Source organism: Streptomyces sp. NPDC056144 (genome assembly GCF_042264145.1).
Classification (GTDB): Bacteria; Actinomycetota; Actinomycetes; order Streptomycetales; family Streptomycetaceae; genus Streptomyces.
On sequence record NZ_JBHJVF010000015.1, the window covers coordinates 52,112 to 76,217 of the forward strand.

Here is a 24,106-nt window from a genome sequence, read left to right on the forward strand (position 1 = left end):
TTACGCGGAGGGGGCGATCCGGCCCCGGACCTCGCCGAGCGCCACGCGCGTGCCGTCGGGGCCCGGGGCCCACGCGGTGAGGACGACCTCGTCGCCGTCCTCCAGGAACGTCCGCTTGCCGCCCGCGAGTTCGAGGGCGTCCCGGCCGTTCCAGGTGAGTTCGAGCAGCGAGCCGCGCTGGTTCACCTCGGGGCCGGAGACCGTCCCGGAGCCGTACAGGTCGCCCGTGCGCAGCGAGGCGCCGTTCACCGTCATGTGGGCGAGCTGCTGGGCGGCCGTCCAGTACATGGAGGAGAACGGCGGCTCGGCGACCGTCTCGCCGTTGATCTCGACCGTGATGCGCAGGTCGAAGCCGCCGGGCTCCTCCTCGTGCGCGTCGTCGAGGTAGGGGAGCAGCGGGAAGTCGCGCGCCGGCGGGGCCGTACGGGCGGCGTCCAGGGCCTCCAGGGGGGTCACCCAGGCGGAGACGGAGGTCTGGAAGGACTTGCCGAGGAACGGGCCCAGCGGCACGTACTCCCAGGCCTGCACGTCACGGGCCGACCAGTCGTTGAGCAGCGTCAGGCCGAAGACGTGCTCGCGGAAGTCCGCGAGCGGGACGGCCGTGCCGAGCGCCGAGGGGGTGCCGACGAGGAAGCCGACCTCGGCCTCGATGTCGAGCTTGACCGACGGGCCGAAGACGGGGGCCGCGTCCGTCGGGGCCTTGCGCTGCCCGGAGGGGCGTACGACGTCGGTCCCGGAGACCACGACCGTGCCGGCGCGGCCGTGGTAGCCGATCGGCAGGTGCTTCCAGTTGGGGGTGAGCGCGTCGCCGTCGGGGCGGAAGATCTTCCCGACGTTGGTGGCGTGGTGCTCGCTCGCGTAGAAGTCGACGTAGTCGGCGACCTCGTACGGCAGGTGCAGGGTGACCGCGTCGAGAGGGTGGAGCATCGGCTCGACGTCCGCGCGGTGCGCGGGGACGGTCACCCAGGCGGTGAGGGCCCGGCGGACGTCGCGCCAGGCGGTGCGCCCGGCGGCGAGCAGCGGGTTCAGGCTCGGCTGCGCGAGGAGGGCCGCGTACGGGGAGCCGAGCGCGTGGGCGGCGGCGCCCGCGTCCAGGACGTACCCGCCGATCCGGACGCCGAGTCGGCGCCGCTCGGGCTCGTCGGCGGTGGAGAAGACGCCGTACGGGAGGTTGTGCGGGCCGAAGGGATCGCCCTCGGCCAGGTCGAGCGGGCTGTGCTCGGACATCGGTGCGTGCCTCGCTTTCCGTGTGTGGGGGACACGTTACGGGTCTTGTCGCGAGGCGCTGATGACATGGATCACACGAAAAGTGCGCTATCCGTGGGCAACTGCTCTGGTTTGCGCGGTTTGTCATCCGTGATGGTGGCGTAAACGGATCCGGCCCCCGAAACCCGTTCCCCGCCGGTGACCTTCCCCGCCTACGATCACGATGGCGTCGTCTCGCGTGAAGTCCCCGCGGAGGTACGCCCCCTCACTCTCTGTTCGTCATTTCCCTGACCAGGAGAAGGTCCGCACTGTGAAGATCCGACGCATACTCGCGACCGCCGTGGCCGCCGCCGTGACCACTCCGGCCGTGTTCCTCTCGGCGGCGCCGGCGTTCGCCGACACCCCGAGCGTTCCGGGCCAGACCGTTCAGGACGGTTCCGAGGACGACGGCCCGGGCGAGGGCGACTACGACGAGTACGAGAAGCTCGCCGTCGCCGTCGAGAAGGCCCAGGCGAAGCTCGACGACCTCAAGGCCCAGCGCAAGGCGCTCCTCCAGGACCTCCGGGACGGCAACATCGGCGAGGCCGTGAAGACCGAGCTGGCCGAGGCCAAGGCCGCCGACGCGGCGGCGGCGGCCGCGCTCACCGCCGCCCAGGAGGCGCTCACCGCCGCCGAGGACGCCCTGGCGAAGCTGAAGGAGCCCGGCTCCACCGCCACTCCCGAGCAGATCACCGCGGCCGAGCAGGCCGTCACCGACGCGAAGACCGCCGTCGAGGGCAAGGAGGCCGCGGCGACGGGCACCCAGCTCCGCCTGGAGGAGGCGCAGACGGCCTGGGACGACGCCCGTGTCGCCCTCTCCCGCAAGATCGGCCTGCTCGCCGCCGACATCGTCGTCGCCGAGCAGGAGCTCGCCGAGGCGGAGGACGCCCTCGACGAGTTCGAGAACGGCGGCGGCAAGGACGACTGCGCCGAGGACCCCGCCCTCACGGTCGCGCTGACCGGCCCCGAGGCCGTCACCGCGGGCAAGGCCGCGGCGTTCTCGATGAAGATCGCCAACACCTCCGACGAGACCATGAACCAGGTCGAGGCCTTCGCCAGCGCCTTCGCCCTCTCCGACGAGGCGATCGACGAGGAGGGCGAGCTCGACGAGGACAGCGAGCTCGACGAGGACGACCTCTTCGGCAGCTTCGTCACTGTCGAGTGGTCGACCGCCGACCAGCCGAAGTGGACCAAGTTCTCCGAGGAGGGCGGCCCCATCGTGCTCGGCGCGCTGAACGGGGGCGTCACCAAGGACGTCAAGCTCCGTGTCACCGTCGACGAGGACGCCCCGGCCGGCCAGGGCGTCGTCTTCGGCGCGAGCGCGCACGAGCCCGACACCGAGAACTGCGGCATGGGCATGGACACCGCCGAGTTCGACATCCTCGCGGCCGAGGACGAGAAGCCGACCCCGGAGCCGACCGAGAAGCCGACCGACGAGCCGACCGCGACGCCCTCGCCCGAGCCGTCCGTGACGACCACCACGCCCGCCCCGGTGGCCACCGCCACCTCCGGCGGCAACACCAACACCACCGCGCAGGGCGGCTCGCACGCGACGGGTGCCCTCGCGGCGACCGGCGCGAACGACAGCACCCGCACGATCGGCCTCACCGCCGCGGGTGCCGTCGCCCTCGGCGCCGGCGCGCTGTTCTTCGCCCGCCGCCGCAAGGCCGACGCGAAGGCGTAAGGCCCGTAAGGCCCGTAAGACCCGTTAGGACCGTAAGACCCGTAAGACCCCTCACGTCCCCCGTACGGCGCGGCCTCAGCCCGCCGTACGGGGGATGTGTTCTTCCCAGGTCCGGTGGAAGACGACCTCGCCGCCCTCCTTGCACACGACCTCGTTCCGCGTGAGGAACGCGTCCGCGTCGCAGGCGATCTCCGACACCGTGTCGACCGTCACGTCCCAGGCCAGCTCCGGCCGGTGGAGGCGGATGGACCACTCCGAGCGGGTCCGCGCCGACAGCGGGTCGCCCTCGTCGATCGTGTACGTCTCCACGGCGTCCTCGGTGAACTCCAGGCCGTCCGGGTACACGCGCGTGCCGCCGTACTTCGGGTCGACCTCCAGCTTCCACTCGCCCTTCGCCACGTCCCTGACCACGACCCGCTCGGGGCGCGGCTCCTCCAGGCTCTGCGGGTAGGACACGCCGAGCGGAGCGGACTGCTCCGGCTCCTCCCACTCGACCGCGTCCTCGGTGTGCTCGCGTACGGGGAGGGTGAGCGAGGAGCCCGCCGGGTCGAGCGTGAAGCCCGCCGCGTCCGGTTGCGGCCAGATCCACGGCCAGTACGTCGACGAGACCGCGAGCCGTACCCGGTGGCCGGGCGGGAAGGTGTGCCCGATGCCGTTCAGCTCGAAGACGAAGCTCTCCGTCTCGCCGATCTGCGCCTCCACCGCCCGGTCGCGGCCGTAGCGGGCGGAGAAGTTCAGCGCGCCGCGCGTGACGAGCGTCGAGGAGCCGTCGGGCGCGATGTCGCAGAGCCGGGCGATGACCTGACCGGTCGGCGCGCCCGCCTTCAGGGCGAGGCTCACCGACGGGCGGCCGAGGATCTCGATCGGGCCGCCGTCCTCGGGCACGGGGAAGTCGAAGCAGGCCGAGTGGGCGTCCTCGTCGCGCTGGTCCGGCGGCAGGTCGGCGTCGTTGCCGAAGGGGAAGAAGCGGCCCGCGTCGATGCCCGTCTGCTGCGGCGAGTCGACGACGACCGGCGCGCCCTGGAAGGCGTACGTCACGGGGGCGACGTGCGGGGACGGCCAGGCGGGGTCGGCGACCCAGCGGCCCGGCAGCTCCTCGTAGACGGTGGCCGGCGGGTGCGACTCGCTGATCCAGGAACGCAGCAGCGGCTCGGCCATCACGTCGTTGTCGGCGCCCTTGAGGTGGTGGTCCCACCAGCGCAGGGTCTCCTGGAGGAAGCCGATCGCGGGGCCGGGCGGCAGGCCGCGGTCCGGGTACTGGTGGGACCAGGGGCCGATGATCCCGCGCACCCGGTCCTGGGGGAGGTGCTCGGCGAGCCGCAGGACGGTGTCCCGGTACGGGTCGTGCCAGCCGCCGACGGCGAGGACGGCGGCCTGGATCGCGGAGTAGTCCTCGCAGACGCTGCCGTGCTTCCAGTACGCGTCCCGGGTCTGGTGGCCGAGCCAGGTGTGGATGAGCGGCTCGACGGACTCCAGGCGCGCCAGCCACTGCTCCCGCCAGGCCTCGCCGACGTACATCGGGTCCGGCGGGCGGGCGACGAAGGCGAGCATGGTCGCGGCCCAGGCGTGCATGTCGACGCCGAGGACCGAGCCGCCCATGTAGTGGACGTCGTTGTCGTAGCGGTCGTCGGTGGAGCAGACGGTGACGACGGCCTTGAGCGGTTCGGGGGCGAGCGCGGCGATCTGGAGCGAGTTGAAGCCGCCCCAGGAGATGCCGAACATGCCGACCTTGCCGGTGCACCAGGGCTGCTCGGCGAGCCAGTTCACGACGGCCACGCCGTCGGCGAGCTCGACGGCGTCGTACTCGTCGCCGGGGAGGCCCTCGCTGTTGCCGTGGCCGCGGACGTCGACCCGTACGGACGCGTAGCCGTGGCCCGCGTACCAGGGGTGGCGCTGCCAGTCGCGGGGCGCGGTCCAGTCGGTCAGGCGGTACGGCAGGTACTCCAGGAGCGCCGGTACGGGCTCCTCGGTGACGGGCCGCCACACGCGCGCGTACAGCCTGGTTCCGTCCGGCAGCGGGATGCGGACGTCCTCGTGCCGGGTCTCGTACGGGAAGTCGGTACGGATCTTCGTCATCGGGTCCTCACGGCTCCCTTGGTTCCCTTGGTTCCCTAGTGGACGGGGTGCATGGTGCGGCGCAGCCAGGGCGCCAGGGCGATCACGGCGAGGCCGACGGCGACGGCCACGGCGCCGTTGACGCCGAAGTACACGGGCTTGGAGACGTCGTCGTAGAGCTTCACGGTCTGCGCCTGGATGCCGTTGGCGAGCGCCAGCGAGAGGAACCAGAGGGACATCGTCTGGCTGGAGAAGGCCTTCGGGGCGAGCTTGCTCGTCGCGGACATGCCGGAGGTCTCCAGGAGCACGTCACCGAGGCCGAGGAGCAGGTACGAGCCGACGATCCACCAGGCGGCCATCTGGTACGTGTCGTCCGCGTGCCCGGAGGTCGGCAGGACCATCAGGAGGAACGACAGACCGCCGAGGATCACACCGAAGGCGATCTTGTTGGAGGCGTGCGGCTGGCGGGGGCCCATCCGGGCCCAGACGGCGGCCACCACGGGGGCCAGGAGGACCTCGAAGGCGCCGAGGGCGGAGGCGTACCAGCTGGCCGGGAAGTCGAAGCCGAGGATGGTCGTGCGGGCGTTGGTGGACGCGAGCAGCATCATCGTCGAGTACGCCTGGAAGAGGATGAAGTTGAACGCGACCGAGGCCAGGAACAGCACGATGTACGGCTTCAGGCGGCCGCGCTCCTCGGCGGTGACCCGGGGGCTCCGGAACATCACCCAGAAGTAGACGACGGGCGCGATCACCGAGATCAGCGTCAGGACGTCGACGAACCGGTCCATGGTGAGCCAGCCCGCGAGGGCGAGCGCCGTGGCGGCGGCGGCCACGCCGACCGCGCCGATCACCATCATGCGGACGGCGCCGCGCATCGCGTCGGGGGCGAGCGGGAACTCGGCGCCGTGCTTGCGTCCGGCCAGGTGACGGCGGCCCGTGACGTACTGGACGAGGCCGAAGGTCATGCCGATGGCGGCGGCCGAGAAGCCCCAGTGGTAGCCCTTGTGGTCGGCGAGCCAGCCGGTGATCAGCGGTCCGGCGAAGGCGCCGATGTTGATCGCCATGTAGTAGAGCGCGAAACCGGCGTCACGGCGGTCGTCGTCGGTGCGGTACAGCTTGCCGACCATCGTCGCCACGTTCGGCTTCAGCAGACCCGTACCGGCGCTGATCAGGCCGAGGCCGACCCAGGTCATGGCGGCGGTCGGCACGGCCATCGAGTAGTGGCCGCAGGCGATGAGGATGCCGCCCCAGAGGACCGCGCGGTACGAGCCGAGGATGCGGTCCGCGAGCCAGCCGCCGGCTACCGAGACGAGGTAGACGAGCGTGCCGTAGGCGGCCGAGACGGAGGCGGCGGTCCCGGAGTCCATGCCGAGGCCGCCGTCGGAGACGGCCGCGGCGAAGTACAGGACGAGGATCGCCTGCATGCCGAGGAACGAGAACCGCTCCCAGACTTCGAGGCCCGAGAGCGTCAGCAGCCCTCGGGGGTGGCCGAGGAACGCGTGGTCGTCCTCGGGCGGCGGTTGCTCGCCGCCGTCGCCGTTCGTATCGTTCTCGATCGTTGTTCGGGACAAAACGCCTACTCCTGGTCGTATGAGCTGATCACGAACATACCGGGGGTGACGGGAAGGCGCCCACGGTGATCGAAAGGTGACCGGATACGCTGGCTTGAGCGAATCGAGCGACACGTCGACAATCCGTGTGATCAACCGTGTGATCAACCGTGTAAACAACCGTTTGATCGCCGAGCAGGCGTCAGCAGACAGGAGACCCCCTCGTGACCGTCGTCGGGCCGTTCGGCCTCAGCGTGCGGGACCAGGCTCTTGAGGCCGATGTCCAGAGCGGTCTGGCGGCCGTGGAGGCGGGCCTCCTGGACGCCACCAAGAGCGACGTCCCCTTCATCACCGAGGCCGCGCAGCACCTCGTCCTGGCCGGCGGCAAGCGGTTCCGCCCCCTGCTCGTGATGCTGGCCGCCCAGTTCGGCGACCCGTACGCGCCGGGCGTCGTGCCCTCCGCCGTGGTCGTCGAACTCACCCACCTGGCCACGCTCTACCACGACGACGTCATGGACGAGGCCGACGTCCGGCGCGGGGTCCCGAGCGCCAACACGCGCTGGGGCAACTCCATCGCCGTCCTCACGGGTGACTTCCTCTTCGCCCGTGCGTCGCACACGCTCGCGGACCTCGGTCCCGAGGCCGTACGCATCCAGTCCGAGGCGTTCGAACGGCTCGTGACCGGTCAGATCCTGGAGACCGCAGGCCCGACCGACGGCCGCGACCCGATCGACCACTACCTCGACGTCCTCGGCGGGAAGACCGGCTCGCTCGTCGCCGTCTCCTGCCGCTTCGGCGCGATGATGGCCGGCGCCGACCCCGGCGTCGTCGACATCCTCACCCAGTACGGGGAGCGGCTCGGCGTCGCCTTCCAGCTCGCCGACGACGTCCTCGACATCGCCTCCGACTCCCACGAGTCCGGCAAGACCCCCGGCACCGACCTCCGCGAGGGCATCCCGACCCTCCCCGTCCTGCGCCTGCGGGCCGAGGCGGCCGCCCACGGCCGGCCCGAGGACGTCGAGCTCGTCGCCCTCGTCGACGGCGACCTCACGGACGACGCCCGGCACGCCGAGGTGCTGCGCCGCCTGCGCGTCCACCCCGCCCTCGAGCACGCCCGCCGGGACACCGTGCGGTACGCGGAGGAGGCGCGGGCGATGCTCGACCCGCTGCCCGACGGGTACGCGAAGTCGGCGCTGCAGGAGCTGTGCGACGCGGTGGTCCACCGCGCGGGCTAGGGAATCTCAGGGTCGGGTCATACCGGAGCAGTACGTCAGGTGTATCCCATGGGCTGACGCTTCCGTGCCGCCGTTTTGGTGAGATGGAGTCATCGAGGGGTCGAGTCATCGACCACGACGGCACCACGACGGCACCACATCGGCGCACGGAGGAAGCGGAGACCATGGCAGACACCCGTAAGGCGAGCCGGTTCATCGTCCCGGCCGCGGTGGCAGGCGTCGCCGCGGCGACCATCGGGCTCGTCCCGGCGCTGGCCGCGTCCGGCGACCCGGACCTGCCGGAGATCACCGCCCAGCAGCTCATCGAGAAGATCGCGGCCTCGGACACCCAGACCCTCTCCGGCACGTTCCGGATCTCGACCGACCTCGGCCTGCCGCTCGACGGCCTGGCCTCGGGTCTGGCGGGCATCGCGGGTGACGACTCGTCCTCCGCCTCCGCCTCCCCGTCCACGGACCCGACGGCGAAGCTCACCGAGCTCGTCTCCGGTACGCACACGCTCCGCGTGGCCGCCGACGGCCCCGAGCGCCAGAAGCTGACGTTCGTCGACGGCAAGGACGAGTACAGCCTGATCCACAACGGCGACGACGTCTGGGCGTACGACAGCAAGACGAACGAGGCCGTCCACGAGAAGGGCGCGGCCGAGGGCGCCGCCAAGGGTTCCGCCGAGGCGGAGAAGGAGCTCCCGGCCACGCCGAAGGCGCTCGCCGACGAGGTCCTGAAGGCGGCCGGCGACACGACGTCGATCACCGTCGGCGGCACGGCGAAGGTGGCCGGCCGGGACGCGTACCAGCTGCTGATCAAGCCGAAGCAGTCCGGCTCGACGGTCGAGTCGATCAAGATCGCGGTGGACTCGGCGACCGGTACGCCGCTGAAGTTCACGCTCGCCTCGGTCCAGGGCGGCAAGCCGGTCGTCGACGCGGGCTTCACGAAGGTCGACTTCGGCAAGCCGGCCGCCTCGGCCTTCGAGGCGCCGAAGGGCGCGAAGGTGACGGAGGGCTTCGGCGAGGCGGAGAAGGGCGAGGGCCCCGGCGCCGGCCCCGACTTCGGCAAGGACTTCGGGAAGCAGTTCGGCCTCGACCTCGGCGAGGACTTCGCCGGCCCCGACGGCAAGGGCGGGCTGAACGTCATCGGAGAGGGCTGGACGACGATCGCGAAGATCGACACCGGCGCCCCGGCTCCCACCAGGACGGAGGAGGCGCCGAAGGAGATCCAGGGTCTCCTGGACTCGTTCGGCGACAAGGTCACCGGGAAGTTCGGCTCGGGCACGGTCTTCACGACGAAGATCGTGAACGCGCTGGTCACGGACGACGGCACGGTGTACGTCGGCGCGGTGACGAAGGACGCGCTGGTGGACGCGGCGAACGCGGCCAAGTAAGCGGCGCGGGCAGGCTGATTGGGAGCCCGGGTGGGTCGGGGCGATGGTCACCGACCCACCCGGGAGCTCGTTTCTCCGTTACGGGAACGTCAGCTTGAAGCTGTTGATGTACCCGGTGTCGGCGGAGGCCTTGTCCTGGACGCGGAGCTTCCAGGCGCCGTTGGCGACCTCGGAGGAGGCGTTCACGGTGAAGGTCTGCTGGATGTTGTCGGCGCTGCCGCCGGCGCGGTTGGAGAGGCTGTAGACCGAGCCGTCGGGCGCGACGAGGTCGACGACCAGGTCACCGCGGTAGGTGTGGACGATGTCCACGCCGACGGCGAGGTTCGACGGGGCGTTGCCGGTGATCCCGGTGACGTTGACGGTCGAGGTCACCGCGGCTCCGGGGGAGTCCGGAATGGTCACGTCGGCCGTGTTCTCGAAGACCGTCCCGGTGGGCGGGGTGGTCGTGGTCCCGGACAGCGTCCAGATCGCGTGGGCGATGGCGTCGCTGTTGCGGTCGAGGGCGGTGTCGTTGATGTTCGCCGTCGTGTCGCAGGAGGAGTGGTAGCACCGGTCGAAGGCCTGACCGGAGGTGCCGCCCCACTTCGTGGCCTGGGCCGCCGTCTTGATGTAGTCGGCGCCCGCGAAGAGACCGCCGACGGGGATGCCGACGTTCTTGAACGGGGCGTGGTCGGAGCGGCCGTCGCCCTCGGTCTCGATCTCGGTGGAGATGCCGAGCCCGGCGAAGTAGTCCTTGAAGGTCTGCTCGATCGTCGGGTCGTCGTCGTAGACGAAGTAGCCCGGGTTGGGCGAGGCGATCATGTCGAAGTTCAGGTAGCCCTTGATCTTCGAACGCTCGGTGGTCGGCAGGTTGTTGACGTAGTACTTCGAGCCGATGAGCCCGAGCTCCTCCGCGCCCCACCAGCCGAAGCGCAGGTGCTTGGTGGGCTGGAACCCGGCGCGGGAGACGGCGAGCGCGGTCTCCAGGACGGCGGCGGAACCGGACCCGTTGTCGTTGATGCCGGGACCCGAGGTGACCGAGTCGAGGTGCGAACCGGCCATGAGGACCTGGTTCGGGTCACCACCCGGCCAGTCGGCTATCAGGTTGTAGCCGGTGGCGCCGCTGGAGGTGAAGGTCTGCAGCGTGGTCGTGTAGCCGGCGGCGTCGAGCTTGGCCTTCACGAAGTCGATGGACGCCTTGTAGCCGGTACGGCCATGGGCGCGGTTGCCGCCGTTGGCGGTGGCTATCGACTGGAGGTCGGTCAAGTGCTGCTTGACGTTGGCGAGCGGAATGTCGGGCGCGGCGGCAGCCGCCTGCGACCCGGCGGTGGCGGTCCCGCTGAGACCGCCGAGAGCGAGCGCCGCGAGGGCGGCGACCGCGGTGACACGTCTGGGCACGGAGATGTTCATCTGTGGGGGCTCCGGATTCCGAACGGGGATGGGGACGGAACGTGCGAGACGCCCCGGGCGTGTGTGCCACGAGGCGCTGGAGCTGTGCGTGTGCGTGCGCTGTGTTCAGTTGTTCGTGCGTACTGCTGTGCGCACCGTTGCGCGTGCTGAATGTTCAGCGAGAGTTTGACTCTGCGTCAAGAGCGGAAACCGGTCAGGGTAGTTCGGTGAGCGAACGTCTCCCCGACCGGCGTCGCTAGGCGACCTGTTGCCCGAGGGAGTGAACGTCGCGGCAGTCGCGGCAGAGGCTGCCGGGGTCGGTGGTGGGGGAGCGGAAGGGGCGTTCGCACTCCTCGCAGACCTGGAGGGCGCGGGGAGGTGGAGCGGAGGCGCGGGCGGGTAGCTCCGGCGGCATCAGGGTGGTGAGGCGGTGGGCCAGGAGGCCCGCCGGGTGGGCCAGTCTCTCCGGGAGGCAGGCGGAGAGCGTCCGCACGACGGCGTCGGCCTGGGCCCCGCGATCGAGCCAGGCGGTGAGGGAGGGGGCGAGCCGTTCGACGTCCCGGGCGGAGAGCAGGAGCCGGGGTTCGTGGAGGCGGAGTGAGGCGAGCAGCTGGGCGGCGGGCCGGTGCTGTTCGGAGAGCGGCTCCGCGAGGGGTGCGGGCTCGGGCTCCGAGTCCGGCTCGGGCTCCGGGGCCGGTGGCGGCGTTGGCGGCGGCTTCTGCGGCGACGGCGTGAGGTCGAGCTCATCCTTCGGCCGGTTGTACGAGATCGTCCGCTGTACGAACCGCCCGCTGGGCAGCCGCTCCCGGACGCGCTCCAGGTAGCCGTAGGACTCCAGCTCCCGCATGAAGACGGCGACGCGGAACTCCGTGTCCTTGTGCTCGGCCGCGACGGCCTTGACGCTGACGCAGGCCCCGGCCGGCATCGACTGGAGGTAGGTGGCGAGCCCCTTCGCGGCGAGGGACATGCCCCGGCGCTGGGCGAGGTGGTTGCCGACGACGGTGTAGTGCGTCGTGTGGCGGACGTTGACGTGAACGAGCCCGGAAGCGCGCGGCAGCGCGCTAGCCTGTGACGAAGCCATCGGGAAGGTATCGCTTCCTCGGTGGTCAGGCCCTCGACTGGGATTGCAGTCCCGTCGGGGGCCGACGTGTTTTGTGGGGTTGTCGGCGTGAGCATATGCCAGGCAACCGGCCCCAAATCCAGTCCAGTTGGCAGAAGTCACCCGTGTGAGTGACGGCGCCTCCGGGAGGGAGGGGAGGGGTTGGGAAGGTACTTCCCCAGGGCTTTAAAGCTTTTATCGCGCGGCCCACCGCGACGCCGAAAGCAGCGTCGCGGTGGGCCTGGACGTGCCGGGCCCCGCCCCCGTCGGCTACGGCGCCTCGGCGTCGAACGCCTCGCCGGTGAGGGCGTCCACGTGGCCCGTCGTCGTCATGGAGTCCTCGCGCACCTCGACGTACCAGGCGGGAATCCATGCGCCATCGCGTCGGGCGGCCATCAGTACGGCCGACGACGACCCCGAGGGGCGGCCGGTGCGGTCCGGGCCGAGGAGTGCCGCGAGTGCCTCCTCGCGTCGGACGCGAGGTTCGGCGACCTTCTGGTCCGGGAGGTTGCTCATCAGCACCTGGCTGACGCGACCGGTCCGGTCGACCTGGACGTCGAGTCGCAGGGGCATGAGGACGCCGTTCGCGTCGGTCCGGCGCCAGCTGGTGTCCCAGCCCAGTTCGCCCGTCTCGCCGGCCGGGGACGTCCGCGCGACGGTGCCGGACAGGCCCCAGCCGGCGTGGCGTGCGGCGTAGGCGCGGGCGATCGACTCGGCCTGCCGGGCGTCCTTCGGGGCGGTGTGCCGCCCCGGGACCCGGTAGCCGGTGGGAGCGTCCTCGGCGGAGAAGTCGAGGGTGGCCTGGAACCGGCTCCGGTCCGGCCAGCGAAGCTCCGCCTGCGCGCCCACGGAGAGCTGGGCCGTCACCGTTCCCGTATCGCCGGGGCCGTAGGCGAACTGCACGTCCGTGACGGACACGCGCCCGTCGAAGGCGGCCCGTACGGCTTCCTTGACCGCGAGCTCCTGCTCGTCGGTCGCCCGCCCGATCGCCACCGTCCGCTCCATGGGCTGTGGTTCCACCAGGAGCCCCATGGCGAGGGCGATGACCACGAGCGACGCCGACGCGGCGTACGCGCTCCGCGCCTCCCACCGGTGGGCGAACCGGCTCCTCGGCCGTTCCAGGAGGGTGACGAACCAGCCGGCGAGCGCGCCGGTGGCGGCGCCGACGGAGTTCATGAGCAGGTCGCTGGTGTCGCACCCCCGGCCGAGGAACATGAGGGTGGCCTGAAGCGTCTCGATCGCCGCCGTCAGGAGCACGCCGAAGACCGCCACCCCGAGCACCTTGCGGTACGCGAGCACGCCGAAGAACCCGACGGGGAGGAACAGTCCGGCGTTCCACAGCCCTTGTTCGGTGAAGAACGGCTCCATCAGGGCCCGGTTGACCACGCACGTCATCGGCTTGTCGGACGTGCCCCCGGTCGACCACAGCGTCAGGCTGACGACGGCCGTGACGGAGGCGGCGAACAGGCCGCGCCACAAGGGCCGTTCGGTGTCGGCGGGCGCCTTCCTGAACGCCACGAGTCCGACAGCGGCGGAGAGCAGGACGGCGAGGAGGGCGAAGGTGCCGTGCCCGTTGAAGACAGCGTGCAGCATGTGACGACTCTCTGGTGCGGAGGCGGCGAGTTTACGGACGCGCCGATGCGGGCCCCACCGTCTCCCGGTGGATCTGTCACCTCGGCGTGTGCGGCGGCTGCCCGACCCCAACAGGCCCGCAGAAAAGGCCTGGTGGTGGGAATCGAACGCGCGGGGCCGTAGTTGTGGCCGTACAGTCGGGGCTCGACGGTCGTTTTTCGGCCAAGAGGGGTCACGGGGGCCGCAGGGGCCGTGAAGGTCATGCATGAAGGAGCGCGTCGCAATGAAGATCGCCGTACTGGGCACGGGTGAGGTCGGGCGTCGGATCGCCGGGAGGCTCGCGGGGCTCGGGCACGAGGTGACCCTCGGGTCGCGGACCGCCGACAACGCCGACGCCGCGAAGTGGGCGGAGGAGTCCGGCGGGGCTCACGGGACGTTCGCCGACGCCGCCGCCTCCGCCGAGCTCGTCGTGAACGCGACCGGCGGGCTCGTCTCGCTCGCCGCGCTGGAGGCCGCCGGCGCGGAGAACCTGCGCGGCAAGGTCCTCGTCGACGTGTCCAACCCGCTGGACTTCTCCCAGGGCTTCCCGCCGAACGTCGTCACCTTCGACGGGCTCAGCCTCGCCGAGCACCTCCAGAAGGCGTTCCCTGAGGCCCGGGTCGTCAAGACGCTCAACACCATGAGCAACACGGTGATGGTCGAGCCGGGGCTGGTGCCCGGGGATCACAACGTTTTCGTGAGCGGTGACGACGAGGACGCCAAGGCGGTCGTCACCGGGCTGCTCGGTTCCTTCGGGTGGCCGGCCGACCGGGTCCTCGACCTCGGCGACCTCTCCTCCGCCCGCGCGACCGAGCAGGTGCTCCCGATCTGGCTCCGCCTCTACGGCGTCCTCGGGACGGGGGACTTCAACTTCGCCGTCTCCGTCGCCAAGGGCTGAGCCGGGACCTGCGCCTCCCTCCGGTCCCGTACGCGGTCGAGGAGGCCCGGTGCCTCCGGGTACGGGGTCTCCCGGGGCAGTAGGCGTTCGGCGGCCGTCAGGTCGCCCGCCCGCACCAGGCCGTGGATCTCGTGGGCGAGCGGCGTGACGTCCCGCACGGAGACCGTCCACTCGTCCGCGTACCGCCGCGACGCCTCGCCCGCCAGACCCAGCTGGAGCGAGCGGTACGGGAGCGGGTTCAGCCGCAGGTCCCGCTCCGGGTCCCACTGGACCCGGGCGGGGGCGTCCCGCAGCTCCCGCTTCCAGGACGCCTCGTCGGCGTGGAAGCCGCGCGCGTAGTGCGAGAGGGCGGCGTTCCGGAGGGCCCATTCGAAGCCCTCGCGGGTGATCTCGACGGCGAGGACGGTCTCCTGGCCCTCCTTCGTCCCCCACCCGCAGCGGTACATCATCCACAGGAACGACGGCTTGATCCACGTCATCCGGTCCCGCTTCCACGCGCTCGGGAAGCGTCCGTCGCGGGCGGCCGGGAGGCCGATTCCGGGGGCGTACGCCTGGTAGACGGTGACCGTGCTGTCGGTGTGGAGCGCGCGGACGCGCTGGTTGGGCTCGGGAGTCATGCGGCTCAGGGTGCCGGGCTCCCCGTGGGCGAGGCCACCGGATTTCCGGCGGGCTGCGCGGCGAGGGTCTCCAGCTGCACCCGGTTTCGGCGGGCCGTGCGCAGGGCGTCCCAGGTGAGGATGGTGAGCGCCAGCCAGACGAGGGAGAAGCCGGCCCAGCGTTCCGGCGGCATCTCCTCGTGGAAGTACACGACGCCCAGGAGGAACTGGAAGGTCGGCGCGAGGTACTGGAGCAGGCCGAGCGTCGACAGCGGTACGCGGATGGCGGCCGCGCCGAAGCAGATCAGCGGCACCGCCGTGACGATGCCGGTGGAGGCGAGCAGGGCCGCGTGCCCGAGGCCCTCGGTGCCGAAGACCAGCGTGCCCTGGGTGCCGAGCCAGACGAGGTAGCCGAGGGCCGGCAGGAAGAGGACGGCGGTCTCGGCGGCGAGCGACTCCAGGCCCCCGAGGTTGACCTTTTTCTTCACCAGGCCGTATATGCCGAAGGAGAAGGCGAGGGTGAGGGAGATCCACGGCGGACGCCCGTACCCGATGGCGAGGACGAGCACGGCCGCGAGGCCGACGCCGACGGCCGCCCACTGGACCGGCCGAAGCCGCTCCTTGAGGGCGAGGACGCCGAGGGCGATGGTCACGAGCGGGTTGATGAAGTAGCCGAGGGAGGCCTCGACGACCCGTTCGTTGTTCACCGACCAGATGTAGAGCCCCCAGTTCACGGCGATGACGGCCGCGGCGAGGGCGATCAGGCCGAGCTTGCGCGGGTCGCGCACCAGCTCGGGTATCCAGCTCCAGCGGCGCAGCGCGAGCAGCGCGAGGCCGACGACGGCGAGCGACCAGACCATCCGGTGGGCGAGGATCTCGACGGCCCCGGCGGGCTTGAGGAGTGGCCAGAAGAGCGGGACCAGGCCCCAGACGGCGTAGGCGCCGAATCCGTAGAGCAGTCCCGTTCTGCCGTTGTCCTGCTGTTTCTGGGTCTTCACTGGACCTCCCGCCCCGCGCCACGCTGTCCTGTCGAAGGTAGCGCCGCGCGAGGCGGGTTGTCATGGCCGTATCGCTATACGGTCATGACATTGTTATAGCCGTCTCCCTGTCGCACCTCTTACGCGGTGGTGGCCGCCAGGGCCTCCTTGATCGACTCCGCGATCGGCGTCGTCGGGCGGCCGATGAGCCGCGACAGGTCGCCGGTCCGGAGCGCGAGGGCGCCGTGCTCGGCGGCCCGGTCCACGTCCACGAGGATCTCGGCGAAGACCGCCGGCACCCCGGCGCCGGTGAGGATCTCCAGGTGCGCCTCGGCGGGGAGCGCGCTGTAGACGACCTCGCGGCCGGACTGGGCGGCGACCTCGGCCGCGTACTCGGCGAACGACCACGCCGTGTCGCCGCTCAGCTCGTACGTCCTGCCCAGGTGCTCGTCGAGCGGACCGGCGACGACGGCCGCCGCCGCGGCGGCGTAGTCGGCGCGGGTCGCGGAGGCGATCCGGCCCTCGCCCGCGTTGGAGACGACGGCGCCGTGGGCGAGGACGGGGGCGAGGTTCGCCGTGTAGTTCTCGCTGTACCAGCCGTTGCGCAGGAGCGTGTACGGGAGGCCGGAGGCGAGGATCAGCCGCTCGGTCTCCTTGTGCTCGTCGGCCAGCGTGAAGTCGGCCGCGTCGCCGCCGAGGACGCCGGTGTACGCGAGCTGGGCGACGCCCGCCGCCTTCGCCGCGTCGATCACGGCCGCGTGCTGCGGAACCCGCTGCCCGACCTCGCTGCCGGAGATCAGGAGCACCCGGTCACCGGCCTCGAAGGCCCCGGCCAGCGTCTCGGGACGGCTGTAGTCGGCGATCCGCAGCTCGACACCGCGCTCGGCGAGGCCGGCCGCCTTCTCCTTGTCGCGGACGACGGCGGCGACCTGCTCGGCGGGGACGGTGGCGAGGAGGGCGTCGATGACGAGACGGCCGAGCTGTCCGGTGGCGCCGGTGACGACGATGCTGCTCATGGCGGTGGTTCCTTTGCGCGTGGGGAGGGGGTCTCCACTCACCGTACGTGGGGCGCTGTCGATTCGTAAGTACCCACTTTGAAGTAAGGTACTGGTGTGGAGGTAAGTGACATGCCCGTGGAGAGCGCGGTGGAAAGTCCCGTGGAGAGCCTGCTCGGCGACGTCGACGGGGCCATGTGCCCCGCTCGCAACGTCCTGGAGCACGTCACCAGCCGGTGGGGCGTCCTCGTCTTCATCGCGCTGGCCGAGCGCCCGTACCGCTTCAGCGAGCTGCGCCGGCGGGTCGGGCGGGTCAGCGAGAAGATGCTGACGCAGACGCTCCAGACCCTGGAGCGCGACGGCTTCGTCCACCGCGAGGCCCGGCCCGTCATCCCGCCGCGCGTCGACTACAGCCTCACCGCCCTCGGCGAGGAGGCCGCCCGGCAGGTCGCGGAGCTCGCCCGCTGGACGGAACGGTGGGTCCCGGCGGTGGAGGAGGCCCGCGCGCGGTACGACGACGCGCGGGCCTGACGTACGCCGGGAGGGGCCCGGTCCGACGAACGGACCGGGCCCCTCCCGCGTACACACGACGGGTCCTACCCCGCCACCGTCCACGTGTCGTTCCCCGTGAGCAGCCGCGCGAGGTCGCCCTCGCCCTGCCGTTCCACGGCCGTGTCGAGCTGCTCGGTCATCAGCGTGTCGTAGACCGGGCGGCCGACGGAGCGGAAGACGCCGATGGGGGTGCGGTGGAGCGTGTCCGGGTCCGCGAGCCGCGAGAGCGCGAACGCGGTCGTCGGCGAGGCCGCGTGGGCGTCGTGGACGAGGATCCGGGACTCGTTCTCGGGCGTGACGGTGACGACGTCGAGGTCGCCGGTGTCGGGGTTGCGGACGACGCCCTTGTCGAGCTCGGCGCCGAAGCGGATCGGCTGCCCGTGCTCCAGGCGGATGACCGCCTCCTTGGCCTGGTCCTTGTCCTTGAGGACCTCGAAGGCGCCGTCGTTGAAGATGTTGCAGTTCTGGTAGATCTCGACGAGCGCCGTGCCGTCGTGGTCGGCGGCCTGGCGCAGCACCTCGGTGAGGTGCTTGCGGTCGGAGTCGACCGTACGGGCCACGAAGGAGGCCTCCGCGCCGAGCGCCAGGGACACCGGGTTGAAGGGTGCGTCGAGCGAGCCCATCGGCGTGGACTTCGTGATCTTGCCGACCTCGCTCGTCGGGCTGTACTGGCCCTTCGTGAGGCCGTAGATCCGGTTGTTGAAGAGCAGGATCTTGAGGTTCACGTTCCGGCGCAGCGCGTGGATCAGGTGGTTGCCGCCGATGGACAGCGCGTCGCCGTCGCCCGTGACGACCCAGACGCTGAGGTCGCGCCTGCTCGTGGCCAGGCCCGTGGCGATGGCCGGGGCGCGGCCGTGGATCGAATGCATCCCGTAGGTGTTCATGTAGTACGGGAAGCGGGACGAGCAGCCGATGCCGGAGACGAAGACGATGTTCTCCTTCGCCAGGCCCAGCTCGGGCATGAAGCCCTGGACGGCGGCGAGGACCGCGTAGTCACCGCAGCCCGGGCACCAGCGGACCTCCTGGTCGGACTTGAAGTCCTTCATGGTCTGGACGGCCTCGGCCTTGGGCACCAGGCTCAGGAGGGACTGCGCGGACTCAGCCATCGATGGCCTCCTTGAGGACGGCCGCGAGCTGCTCGGCCTTGAACGGCATGCCGTTGACCTGGGTGTGGCTGCGGGCGTCGACGAGGTACTTCGCCCTGATCAGGGTCGCGAGCTGCCCGAGGTTCATCTCGGGGACGACGACCTTCTCGTACCGCCGCAGCACCTCCCCGAGGTTCTTCGGGAACGGGTTGACGTGCCGCAGGTGGGCCTGGGCGACGGGCTTGCCCGCGGCCCGGAGACGGCGGACGGCCGCCGTGATCGGCCCGTAGGTGGAACCCCAGCCGAGGACCAGGGTCGACGCGCCGTCCGGGTCGTCGACCTCGACGTCGGGGACGTCGATGCCGTCGATCTTGGCCTGGCGGGTGCGGACCATGAACTCGTGGTTGGCGGGGTCGTACGAGATGTTGCCGGTGCCGTCCTGCTTCTCGATGCCGCCGATGCGGTGTTCGAGGCCCGGCGTGCCCGGGACGGCCCACGGACGGGCCAGGGTCTCGGGATCGCGCTTGTACGGCCAGAAGACCTCGGTGCCGTCGGCCTGCGTGTGGTTCGGGCCGGTGGCGAAGGCGGTCCGGAGGTCGGGAAGCTCGTCGACCTCCGGGATCCGCCAGGGCTCGGAGCCGTTGGCGAGGTAGCCGTCGGAGAGGAGGAAGACGGGGGTCCGGTAGGCGAGGGCGATGCGCGCCGCCTCGATGGCCGCGTCGAAGCAGTCCGCCGGGGTCTTCGGCGCGACGATCGGCACCGGCGCCTCGCCGTTGCGCCCGTACATCGCCTGGAGGAGGTCGGCCTGCTCGGTCTTGGTCGGCAGGCCGGTGGACGGGCCGCCGCGCTGGATGTCGACGATCAGCAGCGGCAGCTCAAGAGAGACCGCGAGACCGATCGTCTCGCTCTTGAGCGCCACGCCGGGGCCACTCGTGGTGGTCACGGCGAGGGACCCGCCGAAGGCGGCCCCGAGGGCGGCGCCGATGCCGGCGATCTCGTCCTCGGCCTGGAAGGTGCGGACGCCGAAGTTCTTGTGCTTGCTGAGCTCGTGCAGGATGTCGGACGCCGGGGTGATCGGGTACGACCCGAGGTAGAGCGGCAGCTCGGCCTGCCTGCTCGCGGCGACGAGCCCGTACGACAGGGCGAGGTTCCCGGAGATGTTCCGGTACGTGCCCGTCGGGAAGGCGCGGGTCGCGGGGGCGACCTCGTACGAGACGGCGAAGTCCTCGGTGGTCTCGCCGAAGTTCCAGCCGGCCCGGAAGGCCGCGACGTTCGCCTCGGCGATCTGCGGCTTCTTCGCGAACTTGGCCCGGAGGAAGGACTCCGTGCCCTCGGTGGGCCGGTGGTACATCCAGGAGAGCAGTCCGAGCGCAAACATGTTCTTGCTGCGCTCGGCCTCCTTCCGGGACAGCCCGAACTCCTTCAGCGCCTCGATGGTGAGGGTCGTGAGCGGCACGGGGTGGACGTGGTACCCGTCGAGGGAGCCGTCTTCGAGGGGGCTCTCGGCGTATCCGACCTTGGCCATGGCGCGCTTGGCGAACTCGTCGGTGTTGACGATGATCTCGCCACCGCGCGGTACGTCGGCGATGTTCGCCTTCAGAGCGGCGGGGTTCATCGCGACCAGCACGTTCGGGGCGTCGCCCGGCGTCAGGATGTCGTGGTCGGCGAAGTGCAGCTGGAAGGACGAGACGCCCGGCAGGGTTCCGGCGGGTGCGCGGATCTCGGCCGGGAAGTTCGGCAGCGTGGAGAGGTCGTTCCCGAAGGACGCCGTCTCCGAGGTGAAGCGGTCACCCGTCAGCTGCATGCCGTCACCGGAGTCACCCGCGAAGCGGATGATCACCCGGTCGAGCCGGCGCACTTCCTTCTCGGTGCCGTGGTGAGCCGTCGTCGGGGCGCTGCGCTGCTCCCCGACCAGGGCCTCACCGGCCTCGCTACTGACCTGGCTGGTCACTGAACTGGACCTCCCTCGCGGCAAGGGGACTCTTCCGCCCTGAGGCGGGAGAAGGCTCGTGAGACGGCCGGCCGATCACCGGTCGTCCCGTGGCCCACCCTACGACCACGAGGGGGAGCCGCCCGGGACTTCTCGCGCATCGGATCTTCTTTTGAGACGCCCTCTTGCCCTGAATTGTCACGTTCTGTCGCCACTCGGAGGGGCTCCGGGGGGCCAAGCGGAGGGTCGGCCATTGGACCTAGGTCCTGCTGTCAGGGGTCTGACAGGGGACCTCGGGCCGTACTCCCCGCTTTTTCTGACAGGGTGTCAGATTCGGGCAGTCGTCTCAGGACTTCAAGTACGTCAACACGGCGAGTACCCGCCGGTGGTCCCCCTCACTGGGCGAGAGCCCCAGCTTCAAGAAGATATTGCTGATGTGCTTCTCCACCGCGCCGTCGCTGACAACGAGCTGCTTCGCGATCGCCGAATTCGTCCGCCCCTCCGCCATCAGACCGAGAACCTCCCGCTCGCGCGGGGTCAGATTGGCCAGCACGTCCTGCTGGCGGCTGCGGCCCAGCAGCTGCTGCACGACCTCGGGATCCAGGGCCGTACCGCCCTGGGAGACCCGGACGACGGCGTCCACGAACTCGCGGACCTCCGCCACGCGGTCCTTCAGGAGATAGCCGACGCCGCGCGTCGAACCGGCCAGGAGTTCGGTGGCGTACTGCTCCTCCACGTACTGCGACAACACGAGCACGGCGAGTCCCGGATACTCCCTGCGCAGGTGAACGGCGGCGCGGACACCCTCGTCGGTGTGGGTCGGCGGCATCCGTACGTCGGCGACGACGACGTCCGGCAGTGCGCCCTGGTCCGCGAGCTCACCCACCAGCTTCACCAGCGCGTCGCCGTCACCCACACCGGCGACGACCTCGTGACCCCGATCGGTCAGCAGCCGGGTCAGCCCCTCGCGCAGCAACACCGAATCCTCGGCGATGACCACCCGCACCTGCTCCGCCACGTCCTGCCCCCAAGCTAGCTCCCAGACGACCACAGGCCGCCCCGTACGCCCCCATGGTCCCCCACGCCCGCTCGCACGGGGGCGGGATCCCTGCGGGGCGGGGCGCCGGGGCGGTGCCGGGGTCGGGGAGGGGCGTCACCTCCGTGTGGGCAGTCGTCCCGCAGGGCCGGGGGTCCCCCTGCCTACCGCCAGGGCAGTTCGATGGTCACCGTCGTCGCGTCGACCGCCACGACCCCGTCCACCGCCTCGACCCGCGCCGTCATGGCGCCGAGCCCGTTCCCGTACCCCCCGGCCGCCCCGTCGTCCCGTACCTGCACCATCAGCCGTTCGCCCGCACGCCACACGTCCACCCATGCCCGCCGCGCCCCCGCGTGCGCCGGCACGTTCCGCAGGAGTTCCACGACGGCGAAGTACGCGATCCCCTCGATCGCCGGTGCCGGCCGCCCCGGCAGGTCGACCTCGACCGTCACCGGTACGGCGCTCCGCGCGGCCACGGAGGACAGGGCCGCGTCGAGCCCCCGGTCGGTGAGGACGGCGGGGTGGATGCCCCGGGCGACCTCCCGCAGTTCCCGGAGCGCGAGCTTCACCTCGCCGTGCGCCTCGTCGACCATCGCCGCCGCCGCCTCCGGGTCCTCCGTGAGCTTCTCCTTGGCGAGCCCGAGGTCCATCGCGAGCGAGGCCAGCCGCGCCTGCGGCCCGTCGTGGAGGTCGCGTTCGATGCGCCGCAGGTCCGCCGCGGCCGTGTCGACGACGACGCCCCGGTCCGACTCCAGTTCCGTCACGCGCGAGGCGAGCCGCGACGGCCCGAGCAGCCCGGAGACGAGCAGCCGGTCGACGGAGACGATGCCGCGCGTCACCCACGGCCAGAGGAGGACGAAGGCCAGCCCGACGGCGCTGGTGACGGCGATCTCGAAGGGCGAGTCGAGGTAGAAGTTCCGTGCCCCGTCCCCGTACAGCTGGATGCCGTCCTGCCCCGCGTACAGGGGAAGGACCCACTGCCACAGCGGGTACGTGAAGAGGCTCCAGCCCCAGGCGAAGAACGCGACCCCCACCGAGAACCCGAACACCGCCCACGGCATGTGCAGGACCGCGTACAGCAGGTGCCGCCACGACGCCCCGCTCTTCAGCATCGCGCCCATCCAGGAGAACGCCCCGCCGGTCTTCCCGCGCACCGGCTCCGGCGCCCGCACGTCGAGGCCGAGCAGCCCGCGCGCCCGGGCGCGTTCGACGGCGCCGAAGCCCCGGCACATGGCGAGCGCGCCGGCCAGGATCGGGATGCCGAGGAAGGTGATGAGGAGGCCGAGACCGGCGGAGGTGAGGGAGACGGCGAGCGCGAACCAGAGGACGCCGAGCGGCAGCCCGATCAGCACGTAGAGGAAAGCACGCCAGGTGCGGGCCTCGAACGGCGCGCGGATCGCGGCGGGGAGACGGGGGGAGGCCATCGCGTTCGTCCTTCTCTGTCCGTAAGTCCGTAAGGGGGAGCGGTGCGTGAAGCGGTACGAGTTCCAGGGTTCCGTTTCGGCGGCCCCGGGACCATGAGGGGAGTGGGCGTCTCCGCCCGGGGGTTAACCCCCCTTCGAGCCAGAGGCCTACGAGCCCACCCGCCCCCGCCACGGCAGCTCCGCCGTCACCGTCGTCGGCCCGCCCTCCGGCGAGTCCACGACCAGCAGCCCGTCCACCGCCCCGAGCCGCTCCGTCAGGCCCGCGAGCCCCGAGCCGCCGTCGAGCCGCGCCCCGCCGACCCCGTCGTCCCGGACCTGGAGCATCAGCCGGTTCTCGACCCGCCAGACCTCCACGGACGCCGTCCGGGCGCGCGCGTGCTTCGAGACGTTCTGGAGCAGCTCGGAGACGGTGAAGTACGCGATGCCCTCGATCGCCTCGGCCGGCCGCTCCTCCAGGTCCACCGCCACCTTCACCGGCACCGTGCACCGCCCGGCCACGGAGGACAGCGCGGCGCCGAGCCCCCGGTCGGTGAGGACGGCGGGGTGGATGCCCCGGGCGAGGTCCCGCAGTTCCTGGAGCGCGAGCTTCACCTCGCCGTGGGCCTCGTCGACCATCGCCGCCGCGGCCTCGGGGTCTTCGAGGAGCTTCTCCTTGGCGAGGCCGAGCCCCATGGCCAGGGCGACGAGCCGGGCCTGCGCCCCGTCGTGGAGGTCGCGTTCGATGCGCCGCAGGTCCGCCGCGGCCGTGTCGACGACGACGCCCCGGTCGGATTCCAGCTCGGCGATCCGCCGCTCCAGTTCGTCGGAGGGCGAGAGCAGCCCCCGGACCATGCCCCGGTCGGCGTTGGACAACCCGCGCGCGATGAACGGGAGCAGCGGCCACAGCACGATCAGCGAGACGAGGGTGACGGTGAACGTCACGATCCCCCAGGGCAGCCGGATCAGCCCGTACAGCTGGGTCCGCCAGGCCACCGGGTCCTTCAGCGCGTTCCACAGCCAGGGGAAGAAGCCGTCGCGCGCCGGCAGCCTGGACGGCTCCACGACCCGTACGCCCAGGAGCGCACGGGCCCGGGCCCGCTCCGAGCGGCCGATGATCCGCGCGCCGCCGAGACCGAGGGCGAGCAGCGGCAGGCCGATGACCGTGACGGAGAGGCCGACGCCGAGCACGACGGTCACGACCGCGTAGACGAATCCGGCCAGGGCCGTGAAGAGGTTGGAGAGGAGGAAGGCGATCTCCTTCCACGTCTCCTTCCCGTAGGCGGCGCGAACGGGACGACGGGGGGCTGGGTCATGATCGGCTGCGGCACTCATGTCCCCCAGACTGCCGTCCGCGCACGTCACGACGCCATGGGGGAGGTCGGTGAGAGGAAGGGGGGATATCCCCACCCCT

The 24,106-nt window shown here is 71.3% G+C and carries 19 protein-coding genes; 5 read left to right on the forward strand and 14 right to left on the reverse strand.

Going from position 1 to position 24,106, the window contains the following annotated elements:
* A complete protein-coding gene (gene fahA, locus ACFC0Z_RS31450; protein ID WP_376445208.1) occupies positions 1-1,227 on the reverse strand; it encodes a fumarylacetoacetase in 1,227 nt (408 codons plus the stop codon).
* A 289-nt stretch (positions 1,228-1,516) separates the two neighbouring features.
* Between fahA and ACFC0Z_RS31455 the strand changes: the two genes are divergently transcribed.
* Complete coding sequence (locus ACFC0Z_RS31455) at positions 1,517-2,929, forward strand: hypothetical protein (RefSeq protein WP_376445210.1); 1,413 nt, start codon at positions 1,517-1,519, stop codon at positions 2,927-2,929.
* A 75-nt stretch (positions 2,930-3,004) separates the two neighbouring features.
* Here ACFC0Z_RS31455 and ACFC0Z_RS31460 read toward each other — a convergent pair whose 3' ends face one another.
* Positions 3,005-5,005 (reverse strand): CocE/NonD family hydrolase, encoded by a 2,001-nt coding sequence (locus ACFC0Z_RS31460; protein ID WP_376445212.1) that lies wholly within the window; start codon positions 5,003-5,005, stop codon positions 3,005-3,007.
* 35 nt (positions 5,006-5,040) lie between these two features.
* Positions 5,041-6,540, reverse strand: a complete 1,500-nt coding sequence (locus ACFC0Z_RS31465) for a peptide MFS transporter (RefSeq protein WP_376445448.1) — start codon at positions 6,538-6,540, stop codon at positions 5,041-5,043.
* A gap of 218 nt (positions 6,541-6,758) precedes the next feature.
* On the opposite strand from ACFC0Z_RS31465, the gene ACFC0Z_RS31470 reads away from it, so the two are divergent.
* Together ACFC0Z_RS31470 and ACFC0Z_RS31475 are read left to right on the forward strand one after the other, a co-directional pair.
* Complete coding sequence (locus ACFC0Z_RS31470; RefSeq protein WP_376445214.1) at positions 6,759-7,769, forward strand: polyprenyl synthetase family protein; 1,011 nt, start codon at positions 6,759-6,761, stop codon at positions 7,767-7,769.
* Between the two features lie 164 nt (positions 7,770-7,933).
* Complete coding sequence (locus ACFC0Z_RS31475) at positions 7,934-9,145, forward strand: outer membrane lipoprotein carrier protein LolA (protein ID WP_376445216.1); 1,212 nt, start codon at positions 7,934-7,936, stop codon at positions 9,143-9,145.
* 78 nt (positions 9,146-9,223) lie between these two features.
* Here ACFC0Z_RS31475 and ACFC0Z_RS31480 read toward each other — a convergent pair whose 3' ends face one another.
* The 3 genes from ACFC0Z_RS31480 to ACFC0Z_RS31490 form a co-directional block, all read right to left on the reverse strand.
* The gene (locus ACFC0Z_RS31480) at positions 9,224-10,534 is read right to left on the reverse strand and encodes a M28 family metallopeptidase (protein WP_376445219.1); all 1,311 of its coding nucleotides are present in this window, start codon (positions 10,532-10,534) and stop codon (positions 9,224-9,226) included.
* A 235-nt stretch (positions 10,535-10,769) separates the two neighbouring features.
* On the reverse strand, positions 10,770-11,594 hold the full coding sequence (locus ACFC0Z_RS31485) for a helix-turn-helix domain-containing protein (protein WP_376445222.1): 825 nt from the start codon (positions 11,592-11,594) through the stop codon (positions 10,770-10,772).
* A 288-nt stretch (positions 11,595-11,882) separates the two neighbouring features.
* The gene (locus tag ACFC0Z_RS31490; protein ID WP_376445223.1) at positions 11,883-13,205 is read right to left on the reverse strand and encodes a VanZ family protein; all 1,323 of its coding nucleotides are present in this window, start codon (positions 13,203-13,205) and stop codon (positions 11,883-11,885) included.
* 262 nt (positions 13,206-13,467) lie between these two features.
* Between ACFC0Z_RS31490 and ACFC0Z_RS31495 the strand changes: the two genes are divergently transcribed.
* Positions 13,468-14,121 (forward strand): NADPH-dependent F420 reductase, encoded by a 654-nt coding sequence (locus ACFC0Z_RS31495; protein ID WP_376445225.1) that lies wholly within the window; start codon positions 13,468-13,470, stop codon positions 14,119-14,121.
* Here the strand turns inward: ACFC0Z_RS31495 and ACFC0Z_RS31500 are convergent.
* The 3 genes from ACFC0Z_RS31500 to ACFC0Z_RS31510 all read right to left on the reverse strand — a co-directional run bounded on the left by ACFC0Z_RS31500 (position 14,064) and on the right by ACFC0Z_RS31510 (position 16,710).
* A complete protein-coding gene (locus tag ACFC0Z_RS31500; RefSeq protein ID WP_376445228.1) occupies positions 14,064-14,738 on the reverse strand; it encodes a DUF4291 domain-containing protein in 675 nt (224 codons plus the stop codon). The two genes, ACFC0Z_RS31495 and ACFC0Z_RS31500, sit on opposite strands and share 58 nt — an antisense overlap.
* A gap of 5 nt (positions 14,739-14,743) precedes the next feature.
* Positions 14,744-15,715 (reverse strand): EamA family transporter RarD, encoded by a 972-nt coding sequence (gene rarD, locus ACFC0Z_RS31505; RefSeq protein ID WP_376445231.1) that lies wholly within the window; start codon positions 15,713-15,715, stop codon positions 14,744-14,746.
* A 119-nt stretch (positions 15,716-15,834) separates the two neighbouring features.
* The gene (locus ACFC0Z_RS31510) at positions 15,835-16,710 is read right to left on the reverse strand and encodes an SDR family oxidoreductase (protein WP_376445233.1); all 876 of its coding nucleotides are present in this window, start codon (positions 16,708-16,710) and stop codon (positions 15,835-15,837) included.
* Between the two features lie 111 nt (positions 16,711-16,821).
* On the opposite strand from ACFC0Z_RS31510, the gene ACFC0Z_RS31515 reads away from it, so the two are divergent.
* Positions 16,822-17,220 (forward strand): winged helix-turn-helix transcriptional regulator, encoded by a 399-nt coding sequence (locus tag ACFC0Z_RS31515; protein WP_376445236.1) that lies wholly within the window; start codon positions 16,822-16,824, stop codon positions 17,218-17,220.
* Between the two features lie 65 nt (positions 17,221-17,285).
* On the opposite strand, the gene ACFC0Z_RS31520 is transcribed toward ACFC0Z_RS31515, so the two are convergent.
* The 5 genes from ACFC0Z_RS31520 to ACFC0Z_RS31540 form a co-directional block, all read right to left on the reverse strand.
* The gene (locus tag ACFC0Z_RS31520) at positions 17,286-18,347 is read right to left on the reverse strand and encodes a 2-oxoacid:ferredoxin oxidoreductase subunit beta (protein ID WP_376445239.1); all 1,062 of its coding nucleotides are present in this window, start codon (positions 18,345-18,347) and stop codon (positions 17,286-17,288) included.
* A complete protein-coding gene (locus ACFC0Z_RS31525) occupies positions 18,340-20,277 on the reverse strand; it encodes a 2-oxoacid:acceptor oxidoreductase subunit alpha (RefSeq protein WP_376445242.1) in 1,938 nt (645 codons plus the stop codon). The genes ACFC0Z_RS31520 and ACFC0Z_RS31525 overlap by 8 nt, the downstream gene beginning before the upstream one ends.
* Positions 20,278-20,602: 325 nt before the next feature.
* Entirely contained in the window at positions 20,603-21,262 is a 660-nt protein-coding gene (locus ACFC0Z_RS31530; protein WP_376445450.1) for a LuxR C-terminal-related transcriptional regulator, read from the reverse strand.
* A 194-nt stretch (positions 21,263-21,456) separates the two neighbouring features.
* On the reverse strand, positions 21,457-22,716 hold the full coding sequence (locus tag ACFC0Z_RS31535; protein WP_376445244.1) for a sensor histidine kinase: 1,260 nt from the start codon (positions 22,714-22,716) through the stop codon (positions 21,457-21,459).
* 147 nt (positions 22,717-22,863) lie between these two features.
* A complete protein-coding gene (locus ACFC0Z_RS31540) occupies positions 22,864-24,027 on the reverse strand; it encodes a sensor histidine kinase (protein ID WP_376445247.1) in 1,164 nt (387 codons plus the stop codon).
* Positions 24,028-24,106 lie beyond the last annotated feature (79 nt).

Excerpts from the sequence above, each read along its gene's own strand:
- ACFC0Z_RS31500 (WP_376445228.1), bottom strand. The coding sequence starts at position 14,738 with ATGACTCCCGAGCCCAACCAGCGCGTCCGCGCGCTCCACACCGACAGC.
- ACFC0Z_RS31510 (WP_376445233.1), bottom strand. The coding sequence starts at position 16,710 with ATGAGCAGCATCGTCGTCACCGGCGCCACCGGACAGCTCGGCCGTCTC.
- ACFC0Z_RS31475 (WP_376445216.1), top strand. The coding sequence starts at position 7,934 with ATGGCAGACACCCGTAAGGCGAGCCGGTTCATCGTCCCGGCCGCGGTG.
- ACFC0Z_RS31460 (WP_376445212.1), bottom strand. The coding sequence starts at position 5,005 with ATGACGAAGATCCGTACCGACTTCCCGTACGAGACCCGGCACGAGGAC.
- ACFC0Z_RS31535 (WP_376445244.1), bottom strand. The coding sequence starts at position 22,716 with ATGGCCTCCCCCCGTCTCCCCGCCGCGATCCGCGCGCCGTTCGAGGCC.
- ACFC0Z_RS31490 (WP_376445223.1), bottom strand. The coding sequence starts at position 13,205 with ATGCTGCACGCTGTCTTCAACGGGCACGGCACCTTCGCCCTCCTCGCC.
- ACFC0Z_RS31485 (WP_376445222.1), bottom strand. The coding sequence starts at position 11,594 with ATGGCTTCGTCACAGGCTAGCGCGCTGCCGCGCGCTTCCGGGCTCGTT.
- ACFC0Z_RS31480 (WP_376445219.1), bottom strand. The coding sequence starts at position 10,534 with ATGAACATCTCCGTGCCCAGACGTGTCACCGCGGTCGCCGCCCTCGCG.
- ACFC0Z_RS31495 (WP_376445225.1), top strand. The coding sequence starts at position 13,468 with ATGAAGATCGCCGTACTGGGCACGGGTGAGGTCGGGCGTCGGATCGCC.
- ACFC0Z_RS31515 (WP_376445236.1), top strand. The coding sequence starts at position 16,822 with ATGCCCGTGGAGAGCGCGGTGGAAAGTCCCGTGGAGAGCCTGCTCGGC.
- fahA (WP_376445208.1), bottom strand. The coding sequence starts at position 1,227 with ATGTCCGAGCACAGCCCGCTCGACCTGGCCGAGGGCGATCCCTTCGGC.
- ACFC0Z_RS31520 (WP_376445239.1), bottom strand. The coding sequence starts at position 18,347 with ATGGCTGAGTCCGCGCAGTCCCTCCTGAGCCTGGTGCCCAAGGCCGAG.
- ACFC0Z_RS31540 (WP_376445247.1), bottom strand. The coding sequence starts at position 24,027 with ATGAGTGCCGCAGCCGATCATGACCCAGCCCCCCGTCGTCCCGTTCGC.